This window comes from Sphingobacterium sp. PCS056 (assembly GCF_023273895.1).
Classification (GTDB): domain Bacteria; phylum Bacteroidota; class Bacteroidia; order Sphingobacteriales; family Sphingobacteriaceae; genus Sphingobacterium.
Window position 1 is genome coordinate 774,543 of the sequence record NZ_CP096883.1, and the last position, 21,967, is coordinate 796,509.

Annotated in this window: 18 protein-coding genes and 1 riboswitch; of the genes, 15 read left to right on the forward strand and 3 right to left on the reverse strand. The window is 34.9% G+C overall.

From position 1 onward, the window contains the following. Positions 1 to 155: 155 nt before the first annotated feature. From MUB18_RS03265 to dusB, 12 genes are all read left to right on the forward strand, one after another. A complete protein-coding gene (locus MUB18_RS03265; RefSeq protein ID WP_094771484.1) occupies positions 156 to 1,559 on the forward strand; it encodes an anthranilate synthase component I family protein in 1,404 nt (467 codons plus the stop codon). Further along, positions 1,556 to 1,855, forward strand: coding sequence for a chorismate mutase (locus MUB18_RS03270; RefSeq protein WP_045754375.1), 300 nt, complete (start codon positions 1,556 to 1,558; stop codon positions 1,853 to 1,855). Before MUB18_RS03265 ends, MUB18_RS03270 begins: the two co-directional genes overlap by 4 nt. Further along, positions 1,842 to 2,417 carry an anthranilate synthase component II gene (locus MUB18_RS03275; protein ID WP_045754374.1) on the forward strand — a complete coding sequence of 192 codons (576 nt, stop codon included), beginning with the start codon at positions 1,842 to 1,844 and terminating at the stop codon, positions 2,415 to 2,417. The genes MUB18_RS03270 and MUB18_RS03275 overlap by 14 nt, the downstream gene beginning before the upstream one ends. A gap of 2 nt (positions 2,418 to 2,419) precedes the next feature. Continuing rightward, entirely contained in the window at positions 2,420 to 3,208 is a 789-nt protein-coding gene (trpC, locus tag MUB18_RS03280; protein ID WP_045754373.1) for an indole-3-glycerol phosphate synthase TrpC, read from the forward strand. Positions 3,209 to 3,276: 68 nt separating this feature from the next. Beyond that, positions 3,277 to 3,792, forward strand: a complete 516-nt coding sequence (locus tag MUB18_RS03285) for an RNA polymerase sigma-70 factor (RefSeq protein ID WP_248754946.1) — start codon at positions 3,277 to 3,279, stop codon at positions 3,790 to 3,792. Positions 3,793 to 3,835: 43 nt separating this feature from the next. Then, positions 3,836 to 4,474, forward strand: a complete 639-nt coding sequence (locus MUB18_RS03290) for a hypothetical protein (protein WP_248754947.1) — start codon at positions 3,836 to 3,838, stop codon at positions 4,472 to 4,474. Positions 4,475 to 4,612: 138 nt separating this feature from the next. Further along, positions 4,613 to 5,701 carry a hypothetical protein gene (locus MUB18_RS03295; RefSeq protein WP_248754948.1) on the forward strand — a complete coding sequence of 363 codons (1,089 nt, stop codon included), beginning with the start codon at positions 4,613 to 4,615 and terminating at the stop codon, positions 5,699 to 5,701. A gap of 456 nt (positions 5,702 to 6,157) precedes the next feature. Then, a complete protein-coding gene (locus tag MUB18_RS03300) occupies positions 6,158 to 8,548 on the forward strand; it encodes a TonB-dependent receptor (protein ID WP_248754949.1) in 2,391 nt (796 codons plus the stop codon). 25 nt (positions 8,549 to 8,573) lie between these two features. After that, a complete protein-coding gene (locus MUB18_RS03305) occupies positions 8,574 to 9,830 on the forward strand; it encodes a DUF4374 domain-containing protein (RefSeq protein WP_248754950.1) in 1,257 nt (418 codons plus the stop codon). 78 nt (positions 9,831 to 9,908) lie between these two features. Then, on the forward strand, positions 9,909 to 11,042 hold the full coding sequence (locus MUB18_RS03310) for a PepSY-associated TM helix domain-containing protein (RefSeq protein WP_248754951.1): 1,134 nt from the start codon (positions 9,909 to 9,911) through the stop codon (positions 11,040 to 11,042). Between the two features lie 10 nt (positions 11,043 to 11,052). Further along, on the forward strand, positions 11,053 to 13,494 hold the full coding sequence (locus tag MUB18_RS03315; protein WP_248754952.1) for an outer membrane beta-barrel family protein: 2,442 nt from the start codon (positions 11,053 to 11,055) through the stop codon (positions 13,492 to 13,494). A 207-nt stretch (positions 13,495 to 13,701) separates the two neighbouring features. Beyond that, positions 13,702 to 14,700, forward strand: a complete 999-nt coding sequence (gene dusB / locus MUB18_RS03320) for a tRNA dihydrouridine synthase DusB (RefSeq protein ID WP_248754953.1) — start codon at positions 13,702 to 13,704, stop codon at positions 14,698 to 14,700. Between the two features lie 11 nt (positions 14,701 to 14,711). Here dusB and MUB18_RS03325 read toward each other — a convergent pair whose 3' ends face one another. From MUB18_RS03325 to MUB18_RS03335, 3 genes are read right to left on the reverse strand one after another with little or no spacing between them, the layout of a single operon-like run. After that, a complete protein-coding gene (locus MUB18_RS03325) occupies positions 14,712 to 16,223 on the reverse strand; it encodes an oligosaccharide flippase family protein (RefSeq protein WP_248754954.1) in 1,512 nt (503 codons plus the stop codon). Between the two features lie 12 nt (positions 16,224 to 16,235). Next, positions 16,236 to 16,517 carry an acylphosphatase gene (locus MUB18_RS03330; RefSeq protein ID WP_045754362.1) on the reverse strand — a complete coding sequence of 94 codons (282 nt, stop codon included), beginning with the start codon at positions 16,515 to 16,517 and terminating at the stop codon, positions 16,236 to 16,238. A gap of 34 nt (positions 16,518 to 16,551) precedes the next feature. Further along, positions 16,552 to 17,721, reverse strand: a complete 1,170-nt coding sequence (locus MUB18_RS03335; protein ID WP_248754955.1) for an amidohydrolase family protein — start codon at positions 17,719 to 17,721, stop codon at positions 16,552 to 16,554. 642 nt (positions 17,722 to 18,363) lie between these two features. Further along, positions 18,364 to 18,488, forward strand: a riboswitch (TPP riboswitch). A 62-nt stretch (positions 18,489 to 18,550) separates the two neighbouring features. On the opposite strand from MUB18_RS03335, the gene MUB18_RS03340 reads away from it, so the two are divergent. The 3 genes from MUB18_RS03340 (at position 18,551) to MUB18_RS03350 (ending at position 21,902) form a co-directional block, all read left to right on the forward strand. Continuing rightward, positions 18,551 to 20,971, forward strand: a complete 2,421-nt coding sequence (locus tag MUB18_RS03340; RefSeq protein WP_248754956.1) for a TonB-dependent receptor — start codon at positions 18,551 to 18,553, stop codon at positions 20,969 to 20,971. A 135-nt stretch (positions 20,972 to 21,106) separates the two neighbouring features. Further along, positions 21,107 to 21,565, forward strand: coding sequence for a D-aminoacyl-tRNA deacylase (dtd, locus tag MUB18_RS03345; protein ID WP_248754957.1), 459 nt, complete (start codon positions 21,107 to 21,109; stop codon positions 21,563 to 21,565). Between the two features lie 4 nt (positions 21,566 to 21,569). Further along, complete coding sequence (locus tag MUB18_RS03350) at positions 21,570 to 21,902, forward strand: nucleotide pyrophosphohydrolase (RefSeq protein WP_045754359.1); 333 nt, start codon at positions 21,570 to 21,572, stop codon at positions 21,900 to 21,902. Positions 21,903 to 21,967: the final 65 nt, after the last annotated feature.

Below are 21,967 nucleotides of genomic sequence, written 5' to 3' on the forward strand. Positions count from 1 at the left end.
AACATATACAAATTGGTGGTGGCCTGAAGCAATAAGCATCGGGAACTAATTGGTATTGTCAAAATATTTCATAATCAACCAAAACCATTTATGGAAGTTCAAACCCGATGCTACTCAGTATCGGGTTTTTTTTATGTTTAAAATTAAAGAATAAAATGAAATACACGTTTAAAACAAATCTTAAAAAATTGCTTGCTGATACGACAACACCAGTTAGCATCTATCTCAGATTACGTGATGTCTTTCCAAATAGCATATTACTTGAAAGCTCTGACTATCATAGCAGAGACAACAATATCAGTTACATCTGTTGCCAATCGATTGCACATATCAAGTTAGATAGTCAGCAATTAGAAATTGCGTATCCAAATGAAATGCTCATTATTAAGAGCAAGGAAGAAATCAATTTAAAAGAAGAGGTTGCTATTTTTAGAAAAGCTTTTGAAGCAACACACTCTACAGAACGTAATATCATATCAAATGGATTATTTGGATATTTCACATTTGATACCATAGAGCATTTCGAAGATATCAAGCTGACAACGACTCCAAGTCCAAATCTAGATATCCCGCATTTACAGTACCATGTGTACAAATACGTAATCGCGATCGACCATTTTCGCAACGAACTGTTTGTATATGAACATTTATTAGATGATGAAGCATCAGAACTGGACAAACTTCAATATTTAATTCAAAATAAAAACTTTCCAGAGTATACCTTTCGCAGAACTGGAGAAGAGACTTCAAACAGATCCGATCAAGAACATCGCGAATTGGTGAAAAAGGTGAAAGAACATATCCAACGAGGCGACGTTTTCCAGATTGTTCCATCACGTGCTTTTTCAACACCTTTTCTAGGTGATGAATTTAATGTATATCGTGCGTTGCGATCTATTAATCCATCTCCCTATTTATTTTATTTTGATTACGGTAATTTCAAATTATTTGGTTCTTCGCCCGAAGCGCAGTTGACTATCAAAAATGGTGAAGCTACTATATATCCAATTGCTGGAACTTTCAAACGTACCGGCAATATGGAAGAAGATATTAAAATCGCCGAACAGCTTAAAAACGATCCAAAAGAATCAGCTGAACATGTGATGCTTGTCGATTTAGCAAGAAATGATTTAAGCAGACACTGTAGCCATGTCGAAGTAAAATCATATAAAGAAGCACAGTACTATTCGCATGTCATTCATTTAGTATCCAAAGTATCGGGCAAATTAAAGCCCGGAGTCAATCCCTTTGACGTTGTTGGCGATACTTACCCAGCGGGCACACTAAGCGGCGCCCCAAAGCACATGGCCCTTACACTGATAGACAGATATGAAGGTCAACAACGTTCGTTTTACAGCGGTGCGATTGGCTATATGGGTTTCAATGGTGACTTTAATCATGCCATTATGATCCGTTCATTCTTAAGCAAACAAAATCTACTGAACTACCAAGCGGGCGGTGGTATTGTACTCGACTCAGACCCTGAGATGGAATTACAAGAAGTAAATAATAAAATAGCAGCTTTGAGAAAAGCTTTAGAATTAGCAGAGACGTTATGATTAGACCGTTAGCATATTGTGATAACTTATCACACATACGTAGTTCAATTGATTGTATCGACTACAGAATTATAGAGCTTCTTGCACAGCGCGCTGAATATGTTCAACAAGCCGCTCACTACAAATCGTCACTAGAGGAAGTAAAGGCTGAGCAAAGAGTCATCAACATGCTCGAACAAAGAAACGAATGGGCATACTCCTTTAATATTGAAGGAAAACTAGTTGAAAGTATATTTCAATCTATTATCAATCATTTCATTAATAAAGAAACAGAAATTTTCCATGAGCAATCATAAAATATTAGTAATCGATAATTACGATTCTTTCACGTACAATTTGGTACACCTATTACAAGAGTGCGATCAAGAGTATACCGTATGGAGAAATGATAAATTCAAATTAGAAGATGTAGCTGCTTTCGATAAAATTTTATTATCTCCAGGTCCCGGTATTCCTGAAGAAGCGGGCTTATTATTAGATGTCATTCGCGCATATGCTGATACCAAGAGTATTTTGGGTATTTGTTTGGGACAACAAGCAATTGCAGAGGTTTTTGGAGGCAAATTGTATAACATGCCTCGACCACTTCACGGTGTTGCGACAGATTTAATTATCACCGATCCCGCTGAATCATTATTTGAAAATTATAGCAATCACAGCAAAATTGCCAGGTATCACTCTTGGGCAGTCGAAGCTTCCTCCTTACCCGCATCTTTAAAAATAACAGCAACTGATGAAGATGGTGTTATTATGGCACTATCTCACACAACGCTGGACGTAAAGGGGTTACAATTTCATCCCGAATCTGTCTTAACAGAAAATGGGAAACAATTAATTGAAAACTGGTTAAAAAAATAGAAATGACAATTTTAGATAAAATAGTTGAAAGAAAGAGAATTGAAGTCGCTGAATCAAAATCCAAGGTATCAATTGAAGAATTAAGTCAATATCCACTCTTTGATAGAACTTGCTATTCACTAAAAGAATCTGTTCTTGATCCACAGCGTACTGGTATTATTTCAGAATATAAAAGAGCGTCTCCTTCCAAAGGCATAATTAATGACACCAACAGTGTTGCAGAGGTCGTCCAAGGGTATCAAGAAGCTGGAGCCTCAGCTATTTCTGTGCTTACAGATGCCGATTTTTTTCAAGGAAGTTTAGACGATTTAAAAGTAGCCAGAGAAGTATTGACCATTCCATTACTGCGTAAAGAATTTATTATTGATAAATATCAAATTACCGAAGCCAAAGCTTATGGGGCTGATATTATATTATTAATAGCCGCATGTTTGAAAGTAGAAGAGATACAAGAACTATCAAGCTATGCAAAATCTTTAGGTCTAAATGTACTTTTAGAAGTTCATAACGAACAAGAATTAAAAGACAATTTATTTGATACAATTGATGCCATAGGTGTTAACAACCGAAATCTAAAAGATTTTTCAGTATCACTTACACATTCTTACGATTTAGTCAACAAAATTCCTGATCATTATATAAAAGTATCTGAAAGCGGGATCTCAGATCCGAGCACAATTCGTGAATTAAAAAATATTGGTTATCAGTCTTTTCTTATTGGTGAAAACTTTATGAAAAGTACCGATCCGGGCAAGGCATTAGCTAAATTTGTAGAAGAAATATTAAAATAATTTAAAACGAATCTAAATAAGAGTATATTTGCTATCTTAAATCACAGATTAAGTAGCGCCTTCTTATTTTGGAAACAAATATTTTTATCATAAATAAAGAAAACTTTGAGCAAATATACCTGCAGTACTGGGAGGGTATGTTTGCTTTTTGTTTGAAAAACATTCAAGATGAAGAAGTCGCAAAAGAAATTGTGCAGGAAGTATTTAAGTCTTTATGGGAACGTCGCGATAGCCTTAGACTGAAAGAAGTAGAGCGTTACTTGATACGCGCCGTAAAACTAAAAACATTTGAATACATTCGTAACAAAGTTACTCGTCAGCAACATTTAGAAAATTTCACTAATAATAAACAAAACTATTATGTGGAATATCCATTGATTGCCGAGGAACTGTCACAAAAAATATCAAAATTGGTCAATGAACTGCCTACTCAATGCAAAAAGGTTTTTCAGATGAGCAGAGATCAAGGCCTTACGAATAAAGAAATTGCCACGAAACTGTATATTTCAGAAAGAGCTGTAGAATATCATATTTCCAAGGCTTTAAAAACGTTAAAAATGGAATTAACGGATTATATTAATTAAATGATAAAGAATTCCTGTATTTTTGTCATAAGTAAATATTGCGATGCAAGTTGATCATAAGTTGATAGAAAAATATCATTTGAACCAATGCACTCCAGAAGAACGAAATCTTGTGGAAGAATGGCTTATAGATGATACTTTAGACTTTCCCTCGCTTTCCATTTCTCAAGCAGACAAGTCCCATATCCAGTCAGAAATTTGGGAAAACATCAGTCCGCATCTCACGGAATCTCCCGTAATAAAAAATGAAAACCTGATTAAAAAACGGTTTCGTTATATCGCTATCGCTGCTTCTCTACTTATTATATTTGGTTTCTATATATCTAAAAATAATATAGATAAGGAGATCAGTTATGCCATATTTGACAATAGCACCGGTCCTAATTCAAAATATTTTGATAAGAATAACTATGAACTTATATTAGGAAAGCATGCTACCGCCAAGATTAATATCGAAACAGGAGAATTTTTCTCATTAGGTACCATGGTGATCATACCTAAGAAAGATTTTGAGTTTAATTTTACAGGCACTAGGGAGAAAAAAGAGCTGAAAAATGGGGAAACTTATTTTATCCTTAATTCTAAAAACACAGGTAAGCAAATTATTCTTTCCCAATCTGAACTTACTTTCTTAGCGCCTACGATACAAAACCAACTTAAATTACAGTTTAACAATATATAGTCGCCCATATTAATATCTTCTTTCATGCAATTAAAACCTATTTCTAAATTTCTACTTCTTTTATTAATAGTTGTTTTTATTGGCTGTTCTAGTCGGGACCAAACTAGTCGTCCGAACGACAAATACAGTCTCTATATCATGAATAAGAATTTAGGCAATACAATTGTCACAGTCAATTCTCTTGATTCAGGGATAGTTGATATTCTTAAGCAAGGTATCAATTTACCTACGCAATATTTTGATCGCAGCATTATCATTCATGACGGTTATTTCTATCACATAAAAAATGCAAAATTTCGCAAATTTGAAATTAAAGAAAATGCATTATCAGAAATAGCTGACATCGAAATGCCAGATGAATATATAGAAAATATGAATTGGCAAGGAAAAGACACATTATTGATTTTTACAGTTGATAATAAAACCTACAGCAAACTGCATTATTACAAAATAGATGTAAAGAAATTTGAAGTTCTACAAAAAGAACAAATAGCGCTACCCCCTGCCCCACCCAATTTTTCAACAGTATCAATTGGATTTAGCACTTTACATGACAAAAATTTGATCCTCGGATATACCTATAATAAAGTCATCAATGAAACAGACTTTACAACAATTGACACGATGTATTTTGCGACACTAGATCCAGAGATATTGCAAGTAAAGTCCATAAATAAAGATAGTAGATCCACCTATCCAGGCGGCATCAATACCGTACAATCCTATAGCTTCCATGATGAACAAGGCAATTTTTACTTTATGAGCTGTCCTGGAATTGCCCTAGGAAACAATCTGACTAAACCGACAGCAATCTTTAGATTTGAAAAAAACAGTTCCATGATCGATCCTGACTATTGCATCAATTTAACTGCAGCCACAAAAAATCATGCCTATGGCATGTGGTATCTAGGAAATAATGAAGCAATCATCCGCAGTGAAAGAAAAGATCGCTATACTGATTTTAGTGATCATCATTCCACTTATCAATTTGAATATTATCGAGTAGATCTTTTGAAAAATAAGGTCACGAAGTTAGATCTCCCTTTTGATAAAGGCACCCGTAAGGAATCTGTGCTTGTCGAGAATGGCAAAGCTTATATAACCATTGATGACAAAGATGATAATCATCAAATCTGGATATATGATATCAAGACAAAAAAAATCAATAAAGGATTAAAACTGAACCATGAAACCAATTTCATTGTTCGTGTCGATAAATTGAATTAATTTTTATTGACAAAAACAGATCGTTGTAAATTGGTATGCATTTCTATGGTTGACTCTTATTAAATTTAGATTCAGCTGTCAGATGTAGTAAAGTCATTAGATTAAGATTAACCTACTTCTCCGATTTATAGTATATAGCTTCAGAAAAATATCAAGCTATGATTACTACATGACCTAAAATCACAGTAAATAAACTGAACTCCTTCACAGATCTCTCTATCTTCAGAGCTTACTGCTTTTAATTACATCCCTCTAATAAACCATCACTATAACTTATAATATTAGCAATTGATAGTTCCTTAATTCTCGTAGTTACTCCAATATTTATAAAATATGGACTAATTATAGTGCTATCATTTAGGCGACTAACTTTTTTATCCATATTTCTCATACGTTGACCTTCGGTAAATGTAGAGTTACGCAACATCCTTATGTATAATTAATCTAAATAAAGGGATGTTAAAATTAAAAATTATATGGTTAAATCTATTTTTAATCATATCGCTTACTTGTTACGCACAGCAGAAAGGGGAACTTAAGGGAAAGGTAAGCACGAATTCAAATGAACCGATAGAAGGAGCAACTATTACCCTGATAGGAACAAGCCAAGTTACACAAGCAGATAAGAATGGATTATTTTCAATCAAAAATCTTGCTTTTGGCAACCATACGATACGTATTTCAGCTGTTGGGCATCAAGCCAAAGACAAAGCATTCCACATGAGCCAATTAACAACAGAATTGTCCACGATCCACTTGACCACACAACATACCACAATGGATGAGGTAGAGATTGTTGCACGGTCAGAAGCCCAGGAAGTACAACAACAACCTTTTAATGTTACAGCTATAGATGCCAAGAAATTGTACAATACGACTATGGATATTGGGCAAGCTCTTAATCGAGTTTCTGGCGTGAGATTACGCGAGTCTGGTGGTGTCGGATCAAACATGTCTTTTAGCTTAAATGGATTTTCCGGAAATCAGATTAAGTTATTTTTAGATGGTATACCGATGGATAATTTTGGATCATCTTTCCAATTAAACAATATTCCTATCAATTTTGCTGAACGTGTAGAAGTATACCGAGGAGTCGTCCCCGTATGGTTAGGAGGTGATGCTCTGGGTGGAGCAGTTAATATCGTGACAAAAAACCAACCAGGCAAATATATCGATGCTTCCTATTCATTTGGATCATTCAATACCCATAAATCTTCTGTCAATACCGGTTACGTAGCTGACAACGGATTTACAATGACATTATCTGCATTCCAAAACTATTCGGATAATAATTACTGGGTAAATGTAAGGTCATATAACTTCGATACGGAGAAATATTTTCCTGCCGAAAGAAGAAAACGTTTTCACGATACTTACAGAAATGAAACCTTGATCTATAATATAGGAGTTTCAAATAAAAAATATGCAGACCAACTTCTGTTTGGAATTACACTCGGTCAAAATAAAAAAGAAATCCAGACCGGCAATACCATGGAAGATGTATACGGTGGTAGAGAAAGCCTGGGGAATATTGTTCAACCTACATGGAAGTATATCAAGAAAAATTTATGGACAAAAGGTCTTGATGTTACTCTAAATGCACGTTACAATTTCGGTCAGGAAAGAAGTTTAGATACTGTACCTCGAAAATTCACTTGGACTGGAGAAAGTAGACCTAAAAATCCGGATCAACCCAATGCACCAGGAGGAGAAAATGAATTAACAGATTACCGCTATAAAAACAATAATGGCAATCTTACGGCTAACATTTCTTATGCAATCAATGATCAGCACAGCATCATGATCAATCATTTGTTGACAACATTTGATAGAAAGGGTAAAGATCATTATTATCCAGATTTAGAAATTAACAAACTTCCTCGCAAGACAACAAAAAATATTACTGGAATCGGATATAGAACCTCGTTAAAGGATCATTGGGACGCCAATCTTTTTATTAAAAACTATAACCAAAACGGAAAATACTTCAATGAAACTGGTGTCGATGTATACGAAGATATAGCTATATCAATAAATAAATTCGGATATGGCTTAGCAACCTCCTATTTTATTAATCCAAATATACAATTAAAAGCTTCTTATGAAAAAGCGTATAGACTTCCAGACAACACCGAATTATTTGGTGATGCCATAAATATAAGTGGCAACCCGACCTTAAGACCCGAGAGCACTGACAATATTAACTTCGGATTGTCTTATGTTCTGAAATGGAAGGAAAGCAATCAACTCATCATCGATGCCAATTACATTTACCGAAATGCTCAAGATTTTATACGCCAATACGTAGGACCACTGACCAGTAATAACAAAAGAGAGCTCAAGAGTGCTAACCTAAGAAGTGTAAAGAATAATAGTATAGATATCAATTTAAAATATTATTTCAAAAATCAGCTTTCTATTGGGGGTAATATAACTTACCAAAACTTAATCAATACAACTAAAGTTGAGCCTGCGCAAATTATACAAAGCAGCATCTATAAAGATCGAATGCCGAATATGCCTTTTCTATATGGCAATGCGGACGCTGCGTACTATTTTCACCATTTAGGCAAACAAAATAATACGCTGACAATAGGATACAATCTACAATATATACAAGAGTTCTTTTTAGATTGGCCAAGTTTAGCGACCCCATCTGAACGATATAGAATCCCAACCCAAGTATCCCATGATGTCAATATCATTTATTCTTTAGCTTCTGGAAAATATAATATTGCTTTAGAATGTAATAACCTCACGGATGCAACGCGTTTTGACAATTTCGAAATGCAAAAACCAAGTAGATCTTTCAATATTAAGTTCAGATACTTTATACGTACAAAATAACAATCACAATTCAACAACAAATACAATGAAAAATTTAAACATTTTAAAAATGCTAACACTGGCATGTGGTGTTTTAGCCATTACTGCATGTTCAAAAGATAATCCTTCAGATGGAGAAGGTGATACTGGAAATTCTGGAAAAAGAGAAAAATTTGTTTTTATAGTGAATGGACAAGGTGCTGGCGAAGGTGGAGCTACAGGCAATTATATCTTAGCAACAGACAATGTAAATGAGGGTTCTATCAGTATAGTAGGCAATGGTATGCCCGCTACAGAATTGTCCTTTATCAACCAAAACAACCATATCTTCGGATTAACATATGGCGGTCAAGGTCCAATAACACTTTATAATATTGATAATAAAGGTGATTTACAAAGACTTAAAGATGAGCAAGTAAATGCAGAAACTGCGGGTATCTATGGTCATTATGGTGACAAAAACATTATTTTAGGTACAACCAATAGAAGTATAGTTAATCCTGTTGCAACACTAAGAAATTACGATGCACAAAACTTCTCTATAGCAAATAAAAACACAGTAGACTTATCTAAAGTACTAGGAGGCACCAGAATGGCCATCTGGACGGGTGTATTTCAAGTTGGAAGTAAAATATATATCCCTTTTCAATCGGCTGATGGTTCAGGCAATTGGGGTGGAAAATTTACGACTACCGACACAACCTATATCGGGATATTCTCTTATCCAGAGTTGAAATTTGAAAAAACCATCAGAGATGGTCGTGGTTCACACATAGGAAACTGGTGGGCCCAGCAAGGTCTTGCTGTTGACGATAAAGGCGATGCATATGTGTGGTTCTCTGCAAATGAAGCATCATTAGTCTCTAAAAACAAATCGGGATTCCTAAGAATCAAGAAAGGAACAGATGAATTTGATAAAGACTATTATTTTGATATCGAATCATTAGGAAATGGAAAAATTGCTAGAGGAAGCTATCTTAAAGATGACAAATTTTTAATGACCATCTATAATAAAGGCCAGCAAGCTGAAGGTGTAGGTGGTGGATTAGTCAAATTATATATTGTAGATATCCAAACAAAAAAGATGACAGAAATCAAAGAAATTCCTGCTCATGAGCAACAAGGCTATAAAGATGTCGTATTTGTTGAAAAAGATGGTAGCAAGGCTTACTATACATGTCAAAACTTAGAAGACAAACAATATTATACTTACACGATTGACATCAAGAATGCAACAGCGAAAAAAGGTTTAAAATTTGTCGGAGTAGCAGGTGTTTCGTCAATGAGTAAAATCAATTATTAAAAAATTCCATTTATTCTGTCAAAGTATCCCTTTGACAGAATAAATTTTATCACTTCATACATATTACTGTAAATCATTATGCTCAGCAAAATTAATGCATGGTTACATCTTTGGTTGGGATTAGCGGCAGGTATACCTGTCGTCATCCTGAGTATTACTGGCTGTGTGCTTGTCTTCGAACATGACATCAAAGAATTAACCACCAACTATATTCGAGTAGAAGCACAAAAGTCCGAGGATCAACTCCCTCCTTCTGCCATATATAAAGCAGTCCAAGCCGCTATTCCAGACAAAGAAATCGCTAGTTCATGGTACTACGGTTTAGACAAATCCGTAAAAGTAAGTTTAGATCACTCTGACAGTTTAGTTTATGTAAACCCTTACACCGCCGAGATACTAGCCGTAGTCAACCACGAAGATTTTTTTCATTTCATGGATGAGGGGCACCGTCACTTATGGATGCCAAACAAGATAGGTCGTCAAGTTGTAGGCTGGAGTACATTTATATTCTTTTCGCTATTAATAACAGGACTTATATTGTGGTGGCCAAAAAAATGGAATAAAAGATCTCGGGAACAAAGTTTCAAAATAAAATGGCGCGCTAAATTTAAACGTGTTACTTATGACCTGCATAATGTTTTAGGTTTTTACGCATTGACAATCGCATTAGTGATGTGCCTTACTGGATTAGTGATGAGTTTTCCTTGGATGCGCAAATCCGTGGTATGGCTTAGTGGAGGATATCCAAACAAACCTAACGTCGAACAAGTAGAAAAAGAAACTCCAGATGACCAACCTTTAAATGATGCATTGCTCGTTGCGGATCAAATCTGGTATAAAGTACGACATGAATACGCTCGTCATAATAAAGAAGCAGTTATCGTACACTACCCTGAGGAAGAAGAAAAAACAGTTTATGCTTGTACGGATATGGCAAACGGAACATGGAGAGATTTAAATTTTGATCGCAATACTTTAGAACTCACCGGTCGAAAACAAGGACCTATCGATGATGCGAACACCACAGAATGGCTCATGCGGTCAAATTATGCCCTACATACAGGATTTATTGGTGGAATGACCACTAAGATCATCTACTTTTTAGCTTCACTCATTTGTGCAACTTTACCCATTACTGGCTTCTATATCTGGTGGGGGAAAAAGAAAAAAACAGTAAAAAAATCCAAAAAAGTTCCATCCATAACCACTTAATCTTGCTGACATGTTTCATCACTGTAGATACTTTATTAGTTTATTTTTAGTTTTCACCTTATTTGCTGCATCTGCTCAAAATTCTACTACAATCGTTGGTCGTATCATAGATGAAAATGCAGCACCAATCCCATATGCACAAGTAAGTCTACATCATGCTCCTGATGGACGTGTCGCAAAAATTATAGTAGCAGATAGTATTGGAAATTTTACTTTTCCAAATACATCCAATGGAAATTACTATGTGCATATAAAAAACATGACCCACCAAGATCTCTTAACCCCACATTTTAGATTAAGCGAGCACATCAGCAAACACGATCTTGGAAAAATAATGCTTCAACAAAATAATGCCTATCTGGACGAAGTTGTTATCCATAAACGGAAACAATTTATTGAACAGCACCAAGATAAAACAGTATTTAATATCGAAAACTCAGCACTGGCAGACGGAAATAGTGGTCTAGAATTACTCACCAAGATTCCAGGAATCAGCTTGGATGATAAGGGCAGTTTCAGTTTAAAGGGTAAATCAGGAGCCTCTATCATGATCAATGGTAAACTGACCTATCTTTCTGCAGATCAGCTCGCCAATTTATTAAGAAGTACTTCATCAACAGATATTACCAAGATAGAAGTCATGACCAATCCAAACGCCAAACAAGATGCTGCCGGAACCTCAGGCATTATCAATATTGTCCTTAAAAAAGGGGTAAAGCAAGGATGGAATGGGACTGTCTCTGGTAATTTAGGTGCAGGTCGAGGACTACATCTGGGTGGAAGTTTGGACTTGAATTATAGAACCGATAAAGTAAACATCTTTGGAAATTACAATCAATACTTTCAAAATCTAGAGTATTACAATTCATTAACACGCTATTTTTATAAAGATTCACGAAAAGAACCAGAAACTTTTGCTCAACAGGAAAACAAGATACAGCCGAAACTTCGTTCTAATAATTTCAGAGTTGGGATGGACTTTTACTTAACGTCCAAACAGACTCTCGGCTTTCTAGTAAATGGAGGTTTTGGTAAATATCCTAAATATGAACCAACCACCAATCATTTTAGAAACTATACAACAAAAGATCTCATCTGGTCAGCTTCCACTATAACCGAGGGGAAAGAAAGATGGGAAGATATGCTTTACAACATCAATTATAATTGGAAATTTAATGAAAATGGTCACGAACTAAAAGTAGATGTAGATTTTATTGACCACTATTCCAAAATGGATCAAACACTTACTACCCAATATAGTAATGAAAATCAAAAAAATATACGCCCCCTATCGTCACGTATCGGTGATATCCCGTCTGACAGTAAAGTATACGTCGCGAAAATCGATTATACCCTTCCATTTAGTGAAAGTTTTAAATTAGAAACGGGTTGGAAAGCAAGCCATATCCGGACAGAGAATGATCTACAGTATGATACTCTTCAAAACGAAAATTATGTTCCCGATCAATCGACAAGCAATCACTTCATCTATAAAGAGACAATACAAGCAGGTTATGTCAATATCTCAAAAACGTGGAATAAATTTTCAACACAAGTAGGATTACGAGCAGAACACACGTCCACCGATGGAGATCAAATCACTTTAAATGAGCAATTCTCTAAAGATTATTTAAAGTTTTTCCCTTCAGCATTTCTATCCTATAGCATCAATAACAATCACAAGCTGCAATTAAGTTACAGCTATCGTGTTGAACGACCTTCATTTTGGAGCCTAAATCCATTCCGTGTGTATACTGATCCTTTCTCCTATTCAGAAGGAAATTCAAAACTAGATCCCGCTTACGAGCATGCATATGAAGCGAACTACACTCTAGCCAACAAATACATATTTACGTTAAATTATGCAGACAGATCAAATGTCGTAAATGAGATCATTGGATTAGATCCTACCAATAATCAGATTACCTACGAAAGACCGGAAAATATTGGCTCATTCAAAAATTTCGGAATATCATTTATGGCACCTACCCAATTTTTTACTTGGTGGACAGCAACACATTTTGTCAACTACTATAGAAATGAATACGAGATTCCACAGGAAGATGCCTTGATCAAACGTTCAGGAAATACATTATCATTAAATACACAAAATAATTTTAAACTCCCAAAAAATTGGTCAATAGAGATTGGTGGAAACTATAATTCCGGATTGACTATTGGTCTAACTGATATCAAAAGTTATGGGGTTGTTTATTCAGGAATACAAAAGAGTATTTTACAAAAAAAAGCAACCATTAAAGTTGTAGTCAACGATATATTCCATACTAATAATCGTCGCTATGAAACCATTTCAAATGCCGTTAGATTAATAGGAAGATCTAATCCCGATAGCAGAACAGCTATATTATCTTTCAATTATCGATTTGGAGGATCTGAAAATACAACAAAAAAACGATCAACAGGATCTGAAGATATAAAAAATAGATTGTAAAAAGATCTTAAAATAGCACAACAGAAATCTCTAAAGATACACAAAGAGCTATCAAGTTAAAAGTTGATAGCTCTTTGTGTATATCACCTGTTACAATTAGAGCTCATAAAATCATGATATTCCATTCTAATTATCATATGACATTCATATCAACTATAGCATAAATAGAACTATTTCAAATTTACTATCTTTGTAAAAAAATCAAATATGTCTGTTAAGATTGGTGAAAATATAGATTTAGGAGAATTTCCCTTGTTGCTGGCTCCAATGGAAGATGTGAGTGATCCACCATTCCGTTTTGTTTGTAAGCAAAACGGTGTAGATATGATGTATACCGAATTTATTTCTTCCGAAGGATTGATTCGTGATGCTGCAAAATCACGTAAAAAGCTGGACATATTCGAATATGAGAGACCAATAGGCATTCAGATCTTTGGTTCGGAAATCGAACATATGAGACAGTCTTCCGAAATTTGCACCCTAGCAAATCCAGATCTAATCGATATTAATTACGGTTGTCCTGTTAAAAACGTAGCCTGTCGTGGAGCAGGAGCGAGTTTATTACAAGATATCGATCGTATGGTAGCGATGACAAAAGCGGTGGTAGAAGGCACACACTTACCTGTCACTGTAAAAACACGTTTAGGTTGGGATGACAACACAAAGAATGTTTATGAAGTCGCTGAACGTTTACAAGACATCGGTATTAAAGCACTGTCCATTCATGGCCGTACACGAGCCCAAATGTACAAAGGGCAAGCCGATTGGTCAATGATACGCGATATTAAACGTAACCCACGCATCAAAATTCCGATTTTCGGAAATGGTGATGTAGATTCGTTAGAAAAAGCAGTAGCTTGGCGTCAAGAATACGAGGTAGACGGCATTATGATCGGTCGCGCATCTATAGGTTATCCTTGGATTTTTAGAGAAATAAAGCACTTTTTTAAAACAGGTGAACGCCTAGCTGGACCAACGATCGCCGAACGTGTGGAGGTCTGCAGAACACATTTAGTAAAGTCTATTGAATGGAAAGGTCCCAAAACAGGTATTTTTGAAATGCGACGCCATTATTCAAATTACTTCAAAGGGATACCAGATTTTAAAGAATACCGTATGAGATTAGTGAGTCTACAAACTTTCGAAGAGATTCAAGAAGTTTTAGATGAAATTCAACATAAATTTGCAGAAGAAGCGATCTTTTAAAATCGCTTCTTCTAATTTTTGGCCTTCATTATCCTAGCAATTGTTTTTCTCTCAACAAAAGCAGTTCCTATGATGTAAGCCATCAGCATGATATTGCCAATCCAAAAATTACGATCAAAGGCGGTATAATGAATATAAACAATAATTGTACCCACCAGCATATACGCTCCAATTTTTAAAACCTTATACGGTATTGGATAGTTCTTTTGTCCCCAAAAATAAGACAAAAGCACCATTACAAAGTAAGTTATGGATGTAACATAGATTGCACCTATATAGCTATATTGGGGAATAAGTATATAACAAAGAATGATAGTAATTAAAGCCCCTATACCTGAAATATAAAGCCCATATCTTGTTTGGTCAGAAAGTTTATACCAGACCGACAAATTCATATAAATACCGAGCATAACATAGTTGAATAAAATAACAGGAATAATAAATAGCCCTGACCAATATTCAGCACTTTTGGCAGGAGATCCACCTTCAATAAAATACTTCAGCCATTCTATATTCACAGATAAACCAATCATGACCATCATCATGGCTATCACAAAATATTCCATGATCATTGCATATACCTTTCTAGAATTTTCATTTTTTGCATAGGAAAAGAAAAAAGGTTCGGCACCTAAACGGAAAGCTTGGACAAAAATGCTCAAAAAGACCGCAATTTTTGCGATAGCACCATAAATACCGACATCCCGATCAGCAATATTTTTCGGAAGCAACTCTGGCATCAGCATCTTGTCAAGATTTTCATTGATGATAAATGAAACATTAGCAATCAATATGGGGAAACTATAACGAAACATATCCCCTAGTAAAACCTTATCAATTTTAAAATTAAAAGTATTAATCTCCGGTAGCAACATCACTAAAGTCAGTCCACTAGCGATAAAATTGGATAAGAACACATAGCCGAGCCAAGAATCCACAAACCAAGATGAAAAATAAGGTGCAGTATCAGGAAAATGTTTAAGTAAATAAGGGATAAAAACGATGAATGTTAAGTTTAACAGAACAAAAGTAATGATATTGACTAGTTTCAATACTCCGTACCGCAGCGGTCTACCATTGGCACGCACCTTAGCAAAAGGAACCACAGCTAGGGCATCTACCACAAGCGTTAGACCAACAAAGTAGACGTAGCTCTTATACTCTCCTACAGAGTCTATATTGTCCTTGGCAAACCAGGCAGCAATATCATTAGAAAATATCAGAATCGTAGATAGAAAAATCAACGAAGTAAAAATCGTCACAATAAAGCTGTTATTAAAAACTTTAGCCTTATCTTTTTCCTCTACTTTTTGTAAATATCTAAAGTACGTCGTCTCCATGCCGAAAGCAAGGAAAGCATTTATCATCGCAGCCCAAGAATACATGTTCGTAAATATTCCATAAGTGGAAGCTTCAAATTTACGAACGAAAATTGGGGTTAAAACAAAATTCAGGAGTCTGGAAACTATGGTACTAAGTCCATAGATCAGGGTTTGTCCAGCAAATTTTTTAAAAACAGACAAGATAATAAGGATTTATTTGGTTGATTTTTTTAACACTTCAAAATTATTAAAGTTCTTCCAACTCCCCTCTTCACAAGTCATTTCTTGTACCTCAGCCCGTTCGGGACCTTCTGCGCAAAAATCTTTCAAGCAATCTAAGGCAAAATCATCCCCTTCAGCTTCAATATATACAGAGCCATCAGCTAAGTTTCTTACAAAACCCTTTATGCCCAATTGATCCGCAACAGCTTTAGTTGACAATCTAAAATAAACCCCCTGTACCTTTCCTTTAATAGAAATATTTACATGTTTCATATTAACAAAAGTACAGAAGATTTTGAGTAATTTACTATACTAATCGCTGTACAGTAACTTTATCTGTAAGTCTAAAGTGTTCCATATTCTTCAACAGAACAAGTCCTGGTTTTTTACCAACCTCAATAGATCCAAATTCGCGATCGATATTTAAAGCCTGCGCTCCATTAATAGTTGCCCACTGAATAGATTGTTGAAAATCCAGATTATCAAAATGTTTGTGCAACACCTTCAATTCATCTAGAATCGATAAAGTATCATTGGAAGCTAAACTATCTGTACCAATTACTATTTTTTGGTTATCATTTACAAAGTTTAGAACTTTTGGCAATTGATCTTCAATATAAAGATTAGCTTTTGGACATAAACACCATACGATATCACGACCCATCCGATCAACAAAATCTAGATCTTTTAAAGAGGTAAAAGTATTGTGCACAAGAATCAATTTATTCGGATGAGGCAAATACGGTAGATAAGATTGAATCGAATTTCTCGCTTGAGCCTTAAACAAGTCAGGATTTTTGCCAATAGTCTTAAAAAAATCGATAAAACCACCCGTTTTATACCGGAATAACTTATTCTCATCATCACTCTCTTGATTGTGAATACTTATAATATTTACATCAGAAACTGCCTTCTTAAATTTTTTAAGAAGAATTTTTGAACATGAATAAGGTGCGTGCGGCGTCAAAGAAGAGTGAGCAGGATCAAATTCATGAATCAGATCTTTCGCTTCTTGCAATTTGCCATCTGCTTCTTCAGGCTCTACACCAAAAATTTCGACAAACGTGTGGTAAAGAATTTTACTCGATTCTTTGATTTTAGAAGTGTTATCCGAATTAACGTGATCCCCAACCGCTACAATTCCATTATTATACATCTCTGCGTCAGCCTCGGCCATAGCCTTATCAATAACTTTCAAAGATGCGCTTCTGCTTGTCATTACTGCAGAGAGAAAAGCTGGTAATCCAGTTTTTTGCGGAATCGTACCCTTCATGTGAGACAATTCTAAATGACAATGCGCATTAATAAATCCAGGAACAATTACTCCTTCAAATTTTTCAATGTGCTGGTCCTTCAATTCAGCTGCTTTACTTTCATAAATTGCTAAAATTTCACCTTCATCATTTACTTTTACCACACCATCTTTGATCGGCAAAGATGTAATTGGTAAAATATAGTTAGCGCTAAAATATTTCATTATCATAAAAACTTAAAAAATCACTTCTGCACTACAGGTTAATGCAAAGTAACTGTGGATACTAACGTTAAAATTCGTGCCAAAATATACTAAATATAATTCTGCGATTCAAAATCAAACCATCATAATATAGCATAAAAATTTACACATGATAAAATTTATAAAAACCTTTTAGCTACATTATGCTATAAAAATTTTAAATAAATTTCAAGTTTAATTAAAATCAATTTATTGCTAAATAATAACCGCAAAGAGCTAAATTATTAAATTTTAGCATATTAGTTCAAGGTAATAAATAAGTTTAATTTCAGCCAATTTATTATCAAAAAATTACATTTTTGGATGACTTTTAAAAAATTTGTAGCTATTTACTGACGTGATGTCAGCGTTTATCGATCAAAATCCAAAATTTACTTATTCAATGGGATTTTGAACGCACAATATGCTAATCCATTTTTTACCATTACCCACCTCATCTGAATAACTATCGAGTACAGAGATCGAACTCCTATTCATTAAGCAAACTTGCCTAATAAATTAATTACAATTTTACTAAAAGATGAAACTGTCTCCTGAAGTATCAACTTAATATAAAGCAATTACATATAATATTTTTAGTCCTAGAAATATTTAATAACTTCGCAACATCAATAGGGGTGCCTTGTTCCAAGAACACGAATAAAGGCTGAGAATATACCCAACAATACCATGTGTATTGTGCACCTGATCCAGATAATGCTGGCGGAGGGAAAAGGTTAGTTAAATATCAATAAAAACTGTTGTAACCCCTTGCAAGAGTTTGTTTAACTCAAAATTCAATTAAAAAATCATGGTTAAAAATTTAATCAGCACAGTAGTATTAGTAGGAATTACACTTTCTGTATCTGCGCAACACCAATTGTCAATCAAAGTAATCGACACTTCAACAAAAAAATCATTGCAGGGTGCTAGCATTATTTTATCAGATCGTGTCAGTAAACATTCGAAATCTGACCAAAACGGCATCGCTAAATTTTCTGATCTATCAACAGGAAAATATGAATTAATGGTTTCCTATTTAGGTTACGGCACAGAAAAAAAGCAAATTAACCTACTAGACAATCAGTCTTTTGAAATTTATCTCGAACCATCCAGAATAAAAACAGAAGAAGTTATTGTCCAAGCCACCCGCGCAAAAAACAATTCCTCCACAACTTATAAAAATCTAAGCAAAGAAGATATCGCAAAAAATAATTTTGGACAAGATATCCCTTATTTGCTCGATCAAACACCTTCTGTCGTAATCGGATCCGATGCAGGTGCCGGCATCGGATATACAAGTATGAAAATAAGAGGCTCTGATAATGCCCGTATCAATGTCACCTTAAATGGAATACCCTTAAATGATGCTGAAAGTATGGGGTCATTCTTCGTCAACCTTCCAGATTTTGCTTCTTCGACAGAGAGTATTCAGATTCAACGAGGTATCGGCACATCCACAAATGGCGCTGGGTCATTTGGAGCATCATTAAATATCCAATCCAATACATTGGAAAAAGATGCCTATGTGGAATTAAATAACTCTTATGGTTCATATAATTCTTGGAAAAACACGTTAAAAATTGGTTCAGGCCTATTAAACAATAAATTTGCATTTAACGTACGCCTTTCTCGTATTCTAAGCGATGGTTATATTGATCGTGCATCTGCTGATCTCAAATCATTTTATGTAGATGGAGGTTATTACAGTGACAAACAAATTTTAAAAGCGATTGTATTCTCAGGAAAGGAAAAAACTTATCAATCTTGGTACGGCACACCAGAACCAAGATTGAATAATGATATAGCCGGAATGCAAGACTACGCCATCAATGATGGTTATACAGAAGCCGAAACACAGAACCTATTAAATTCAGGCCGTACCTATAACAAATACTTATATAAAAATCAAACTGACAATTATACCCAGACACATCATCAGTTACACTACAGCAATTTTATCAATGATAAACTAACCTTCAATGCAGCCCTACATTACACGAGAGGAGCAGGTTATTATGAAGAGTACAGACCTGAAGATGCTTTTTCAAAATACAATCTGCCGCCAGTCATCATCGGAACAGATACCATCACCAAAACAGACTTAGTCAGAAGGCGATGGTTAGATAACCATTTTTATGGAGCTACCTATTCCTTCAATTACAATCCCTCCCAATCTATTAAATTAACATGGGGTGGAGCTGTAAATCAATATAAAGGAGATCATTACGGAGAAGTAATCTGGGCAAAATATGCATCTACTAGCAACTTGGGCGACAAATATTATTTAAATGATGCAACAAAAAATGATATTAGTACATTTCTAAAAGCAGATTTTGCGTTAGATAATTGGTTATTATTCGCAGATGTGCAGTATCGCAATATCTTTTACAAAGTTAGAGGTGATGATGATAAAATCAAAGGAATGAATTTTGAACGAACATTCAACTTTTTAAATCCCAAAGTTGGCTTCACTTACCTGATCAATGAACAGGCAAATTTGTATGCATCTTATGCTTATGCGAGCAAAGAACCCGTACGTAATGATTTTGTGGATGTAAAAGGGAACAATCCCAAGCCAGAAAAAATGCAAGATATCGAGCTCGGCTATCGCTTCCGAAATGATGCTTTTAACATCGGAACCAATTTTTATGGTATGTTCTATAAAGATCAGCTCATCCCAACAGGAGCACTTAATGATGTCGGTTCCGCTCTAAGGATGAACATTCCTGATAGTTACCGCATAGGGTTAGAATTTGACGCTGCTTGGAAAATATCGAATCAATTTGAGTGGAAAGCAACTGCTGGTCTAAGCCAGAATAAAATTAAAAATTATACAGATGAAACGAGCGGCGAATTTATCAAAAAGACAAATATTGCTCTTTCTCCTGCAACAATACTATCAAGTGAATTTTCTTATGCTCCACTCCCTTCTTTTCAGATCGCGTTACTGTCTAAGTATATTTCAAGACAATACCTAGACAACAGCTCTGCAAAAGAAAGAAGTATAGATGCCTCTTTTGTCAACAATGTCAGAGCTAGCTATAGCTTCTCCGTACTGGGCGTCAAAAATATAGATCTCGGTTTAACCATTAACAATATTTTAAATGAAAAATATCAAACCAATGGATATACATGGGGTTATATGGACGGAAATTCACGAAAATACTTTAATTTCTACTATCCACAGGCAACAACTAATTATATGCTGAGCCTAAATGTCAAATTCTAATTAGAAAAAATACACGCTCATTAGTAGCGTGTATTTTTTTCCTCAACAAGTATCGACTTCTACGATCAGCAGTATATAAACTGCCATTGACATAAGTGAAATCATTAGTTGACATTTTTTTCTTATAATTGCCCTATGCGCGCAGTCATACAAAGAGTTTCCAGAGCACACTGTTCAGTCGACAATAAGATTACAGGTCAAATTGAAAATGGATTACTAATTCTAATCGGAATTGAAGAAGAAGATACCATAGAGGATATGAAATGGATGGCTCAAAAATTTATCAATCTGAGGATATTCAATGACGAAAACGGATTGATGAACAAATCCGTACAAGATATCGCGGGCAATATTTTATTCATTTCTCAATTTACATTATTCGCACAGACAAAAAAAGGAAATCGACCATCCTTTATTCGTGCAGCCAAACCAGATAAAGCTCAACCCATGTATATCGAAATGGCCGATTATCTCAGTACTTTGCTGCACAAAAAAATTCAGCTCGGCATTTTTGGTGCTGACATGAAAATTGATCTACTAAACGATGGTCCAGTAACCATTATAATGAATACACAGGATAAAGAAAATTTCTAATACGATGACCATAAAAGAAGCACAAGAAACCATTGATAAATGGATTACTACGACAGGCGTTCGTTATTTCAATGAATTGACCAATACTGCAATGCTCATGGAAGAAGTTGGAGAAGTTGCTAGAATAATGGCACGACAATATGGAGAACAATCCTTTAAGAAATCGGACAAAGAAGTAAATTTAGCCGATGAAATGGCAGATGTTCTTTTTGTTTTGATGTGTTTAGCAAATCAAACAGGTATCGACTTGACCGATGCGCTCGAAAAAAATTTAGAAAAAAAATCAATTCGTGATGCTGATCGGCATAAAAACAATGAGAAACTAAAAGACCAATAACAAGGTTGTTAGTCATTTAGGTGGAAAATTATTTTTAAAAATAAATACACTAGTTATCAGGTAGA

What these genes read in the sequence shown, in the direction of transcription:
- MUB18_RS03290 (WP_248754947.1), top strand. Translation starts at nt 3,836, where the DNA reads ATGCAAGTTGATCATAAGTTGATAGAAAAATATCATTTGAACCAATGC.
- trpC (WP_045754373.1), top strand. Translation starts at nt 2,420, where the DNA reads ATGACAATTTTAGATAAAATAGTTGAAAGAAAGAGAATTGAAGTCGCT.
- MUB18_RS03340 (WP_248754956.1), top strand. Translation starts at nt 18,551, where the DNA reads ATGGTTAAAAATTTAATCAGCACAGTAGTATTAGTAGGAATTACACTT.
- MUB18_RS03270 (WP_045754375.1), top strand. Translation starts at nt 1,556, where the DNA reads ATGATTAGACCGTTAGCATATTGTGATAACTTATCACACATACGTAGT.
- MUB18_RS03350 (WP_045754359.1), top strand. Translation starts at nt 21,570, where the DNA reads ATGACCATAAAAGAAGCACAAGAAACCATTGATAAATGGATTACTACG.
- MUB18_RS03265 (WP_094771484.1), top strand. Translation starts at nt 156, where the DNA reads ATGAAATACACGTTTAAAACAAATCTTAAAAAATTGCTTGCTGATACG.
- MUB18_RS03305 (WP_248754950.1), top strand. Translation starts at nt 8,574, where the DNA reads ATGAAAAATTTAAACATTTTAAAAATGCTAACACTGGCATGTGGTGTT.
- MUB18_RS03295 (WP_248754948.1), top strand. Translation starts at nt 4,613, where the DNA reads ATGAATAAGAATTTAGGCAATACAATTGTCACAGTCAATTCTCTTGAT.
- dtd (WP_248754957.1), top strand. Translation starts at nt 21,107, where the DNA reads ATGCGCGCAGTCATACAAAGAGTTTCCAGAGCACACTGTTCAGTCGAC.
- MUB18_RS03330 (WP_045754362.1), bottom strand. Translation starts at nt 16,517, where the DNA reads ATGAAACATGTAAATATTTCTATTAAAGGAAAGGTACAGGGGGTTTAT.
- dusB (WP_248754953.1), top strand. Translation starts at nt 13,702, where the DNA reads ATGTCTGTTAAGATTGGTGAAAATATAGATTTAGGAGAATTTCCCTTG.
- MUB18_RS03335 (WP_248754955.1), bottom strand. Translation starts at nt 17,721, where the DNA reads ATGAAATATTTTAGCGCTAACTATATTTTACCAATTACATCTTTGCCG.
- MUB18_RS03315 (WP_248754952.1), top strand. Translation starts at nt 11,053, where the DNA reads ATGTTTCATCACTGTAGATACTTTATTAGTTTATTTTTAGTTTTCACC.
- MUB18_RS03275 (WP_045754374.1), top strand. Translation starts at nt 1,842, where the DNA reads ATGAGCAATCATAAAATATTAGTAATCGATAATTACGATTCTTTCACG.
- MUB18_RS03310 (WP_248754951.1), top strand. Translation starts at nt 9,909, where the DNA reads ATGCTCAGCAAAATTAATGCATGGTTACATCTTTGGTTGGGATTAGCG.
- MUB18_RS03300 (WP_248754949.1), top strand. Translation starts at nt 6,158, where the DNA reads ATGTTAAAATTAAAAATTATATGGTTAAATCTATTTTTAATCATATCG.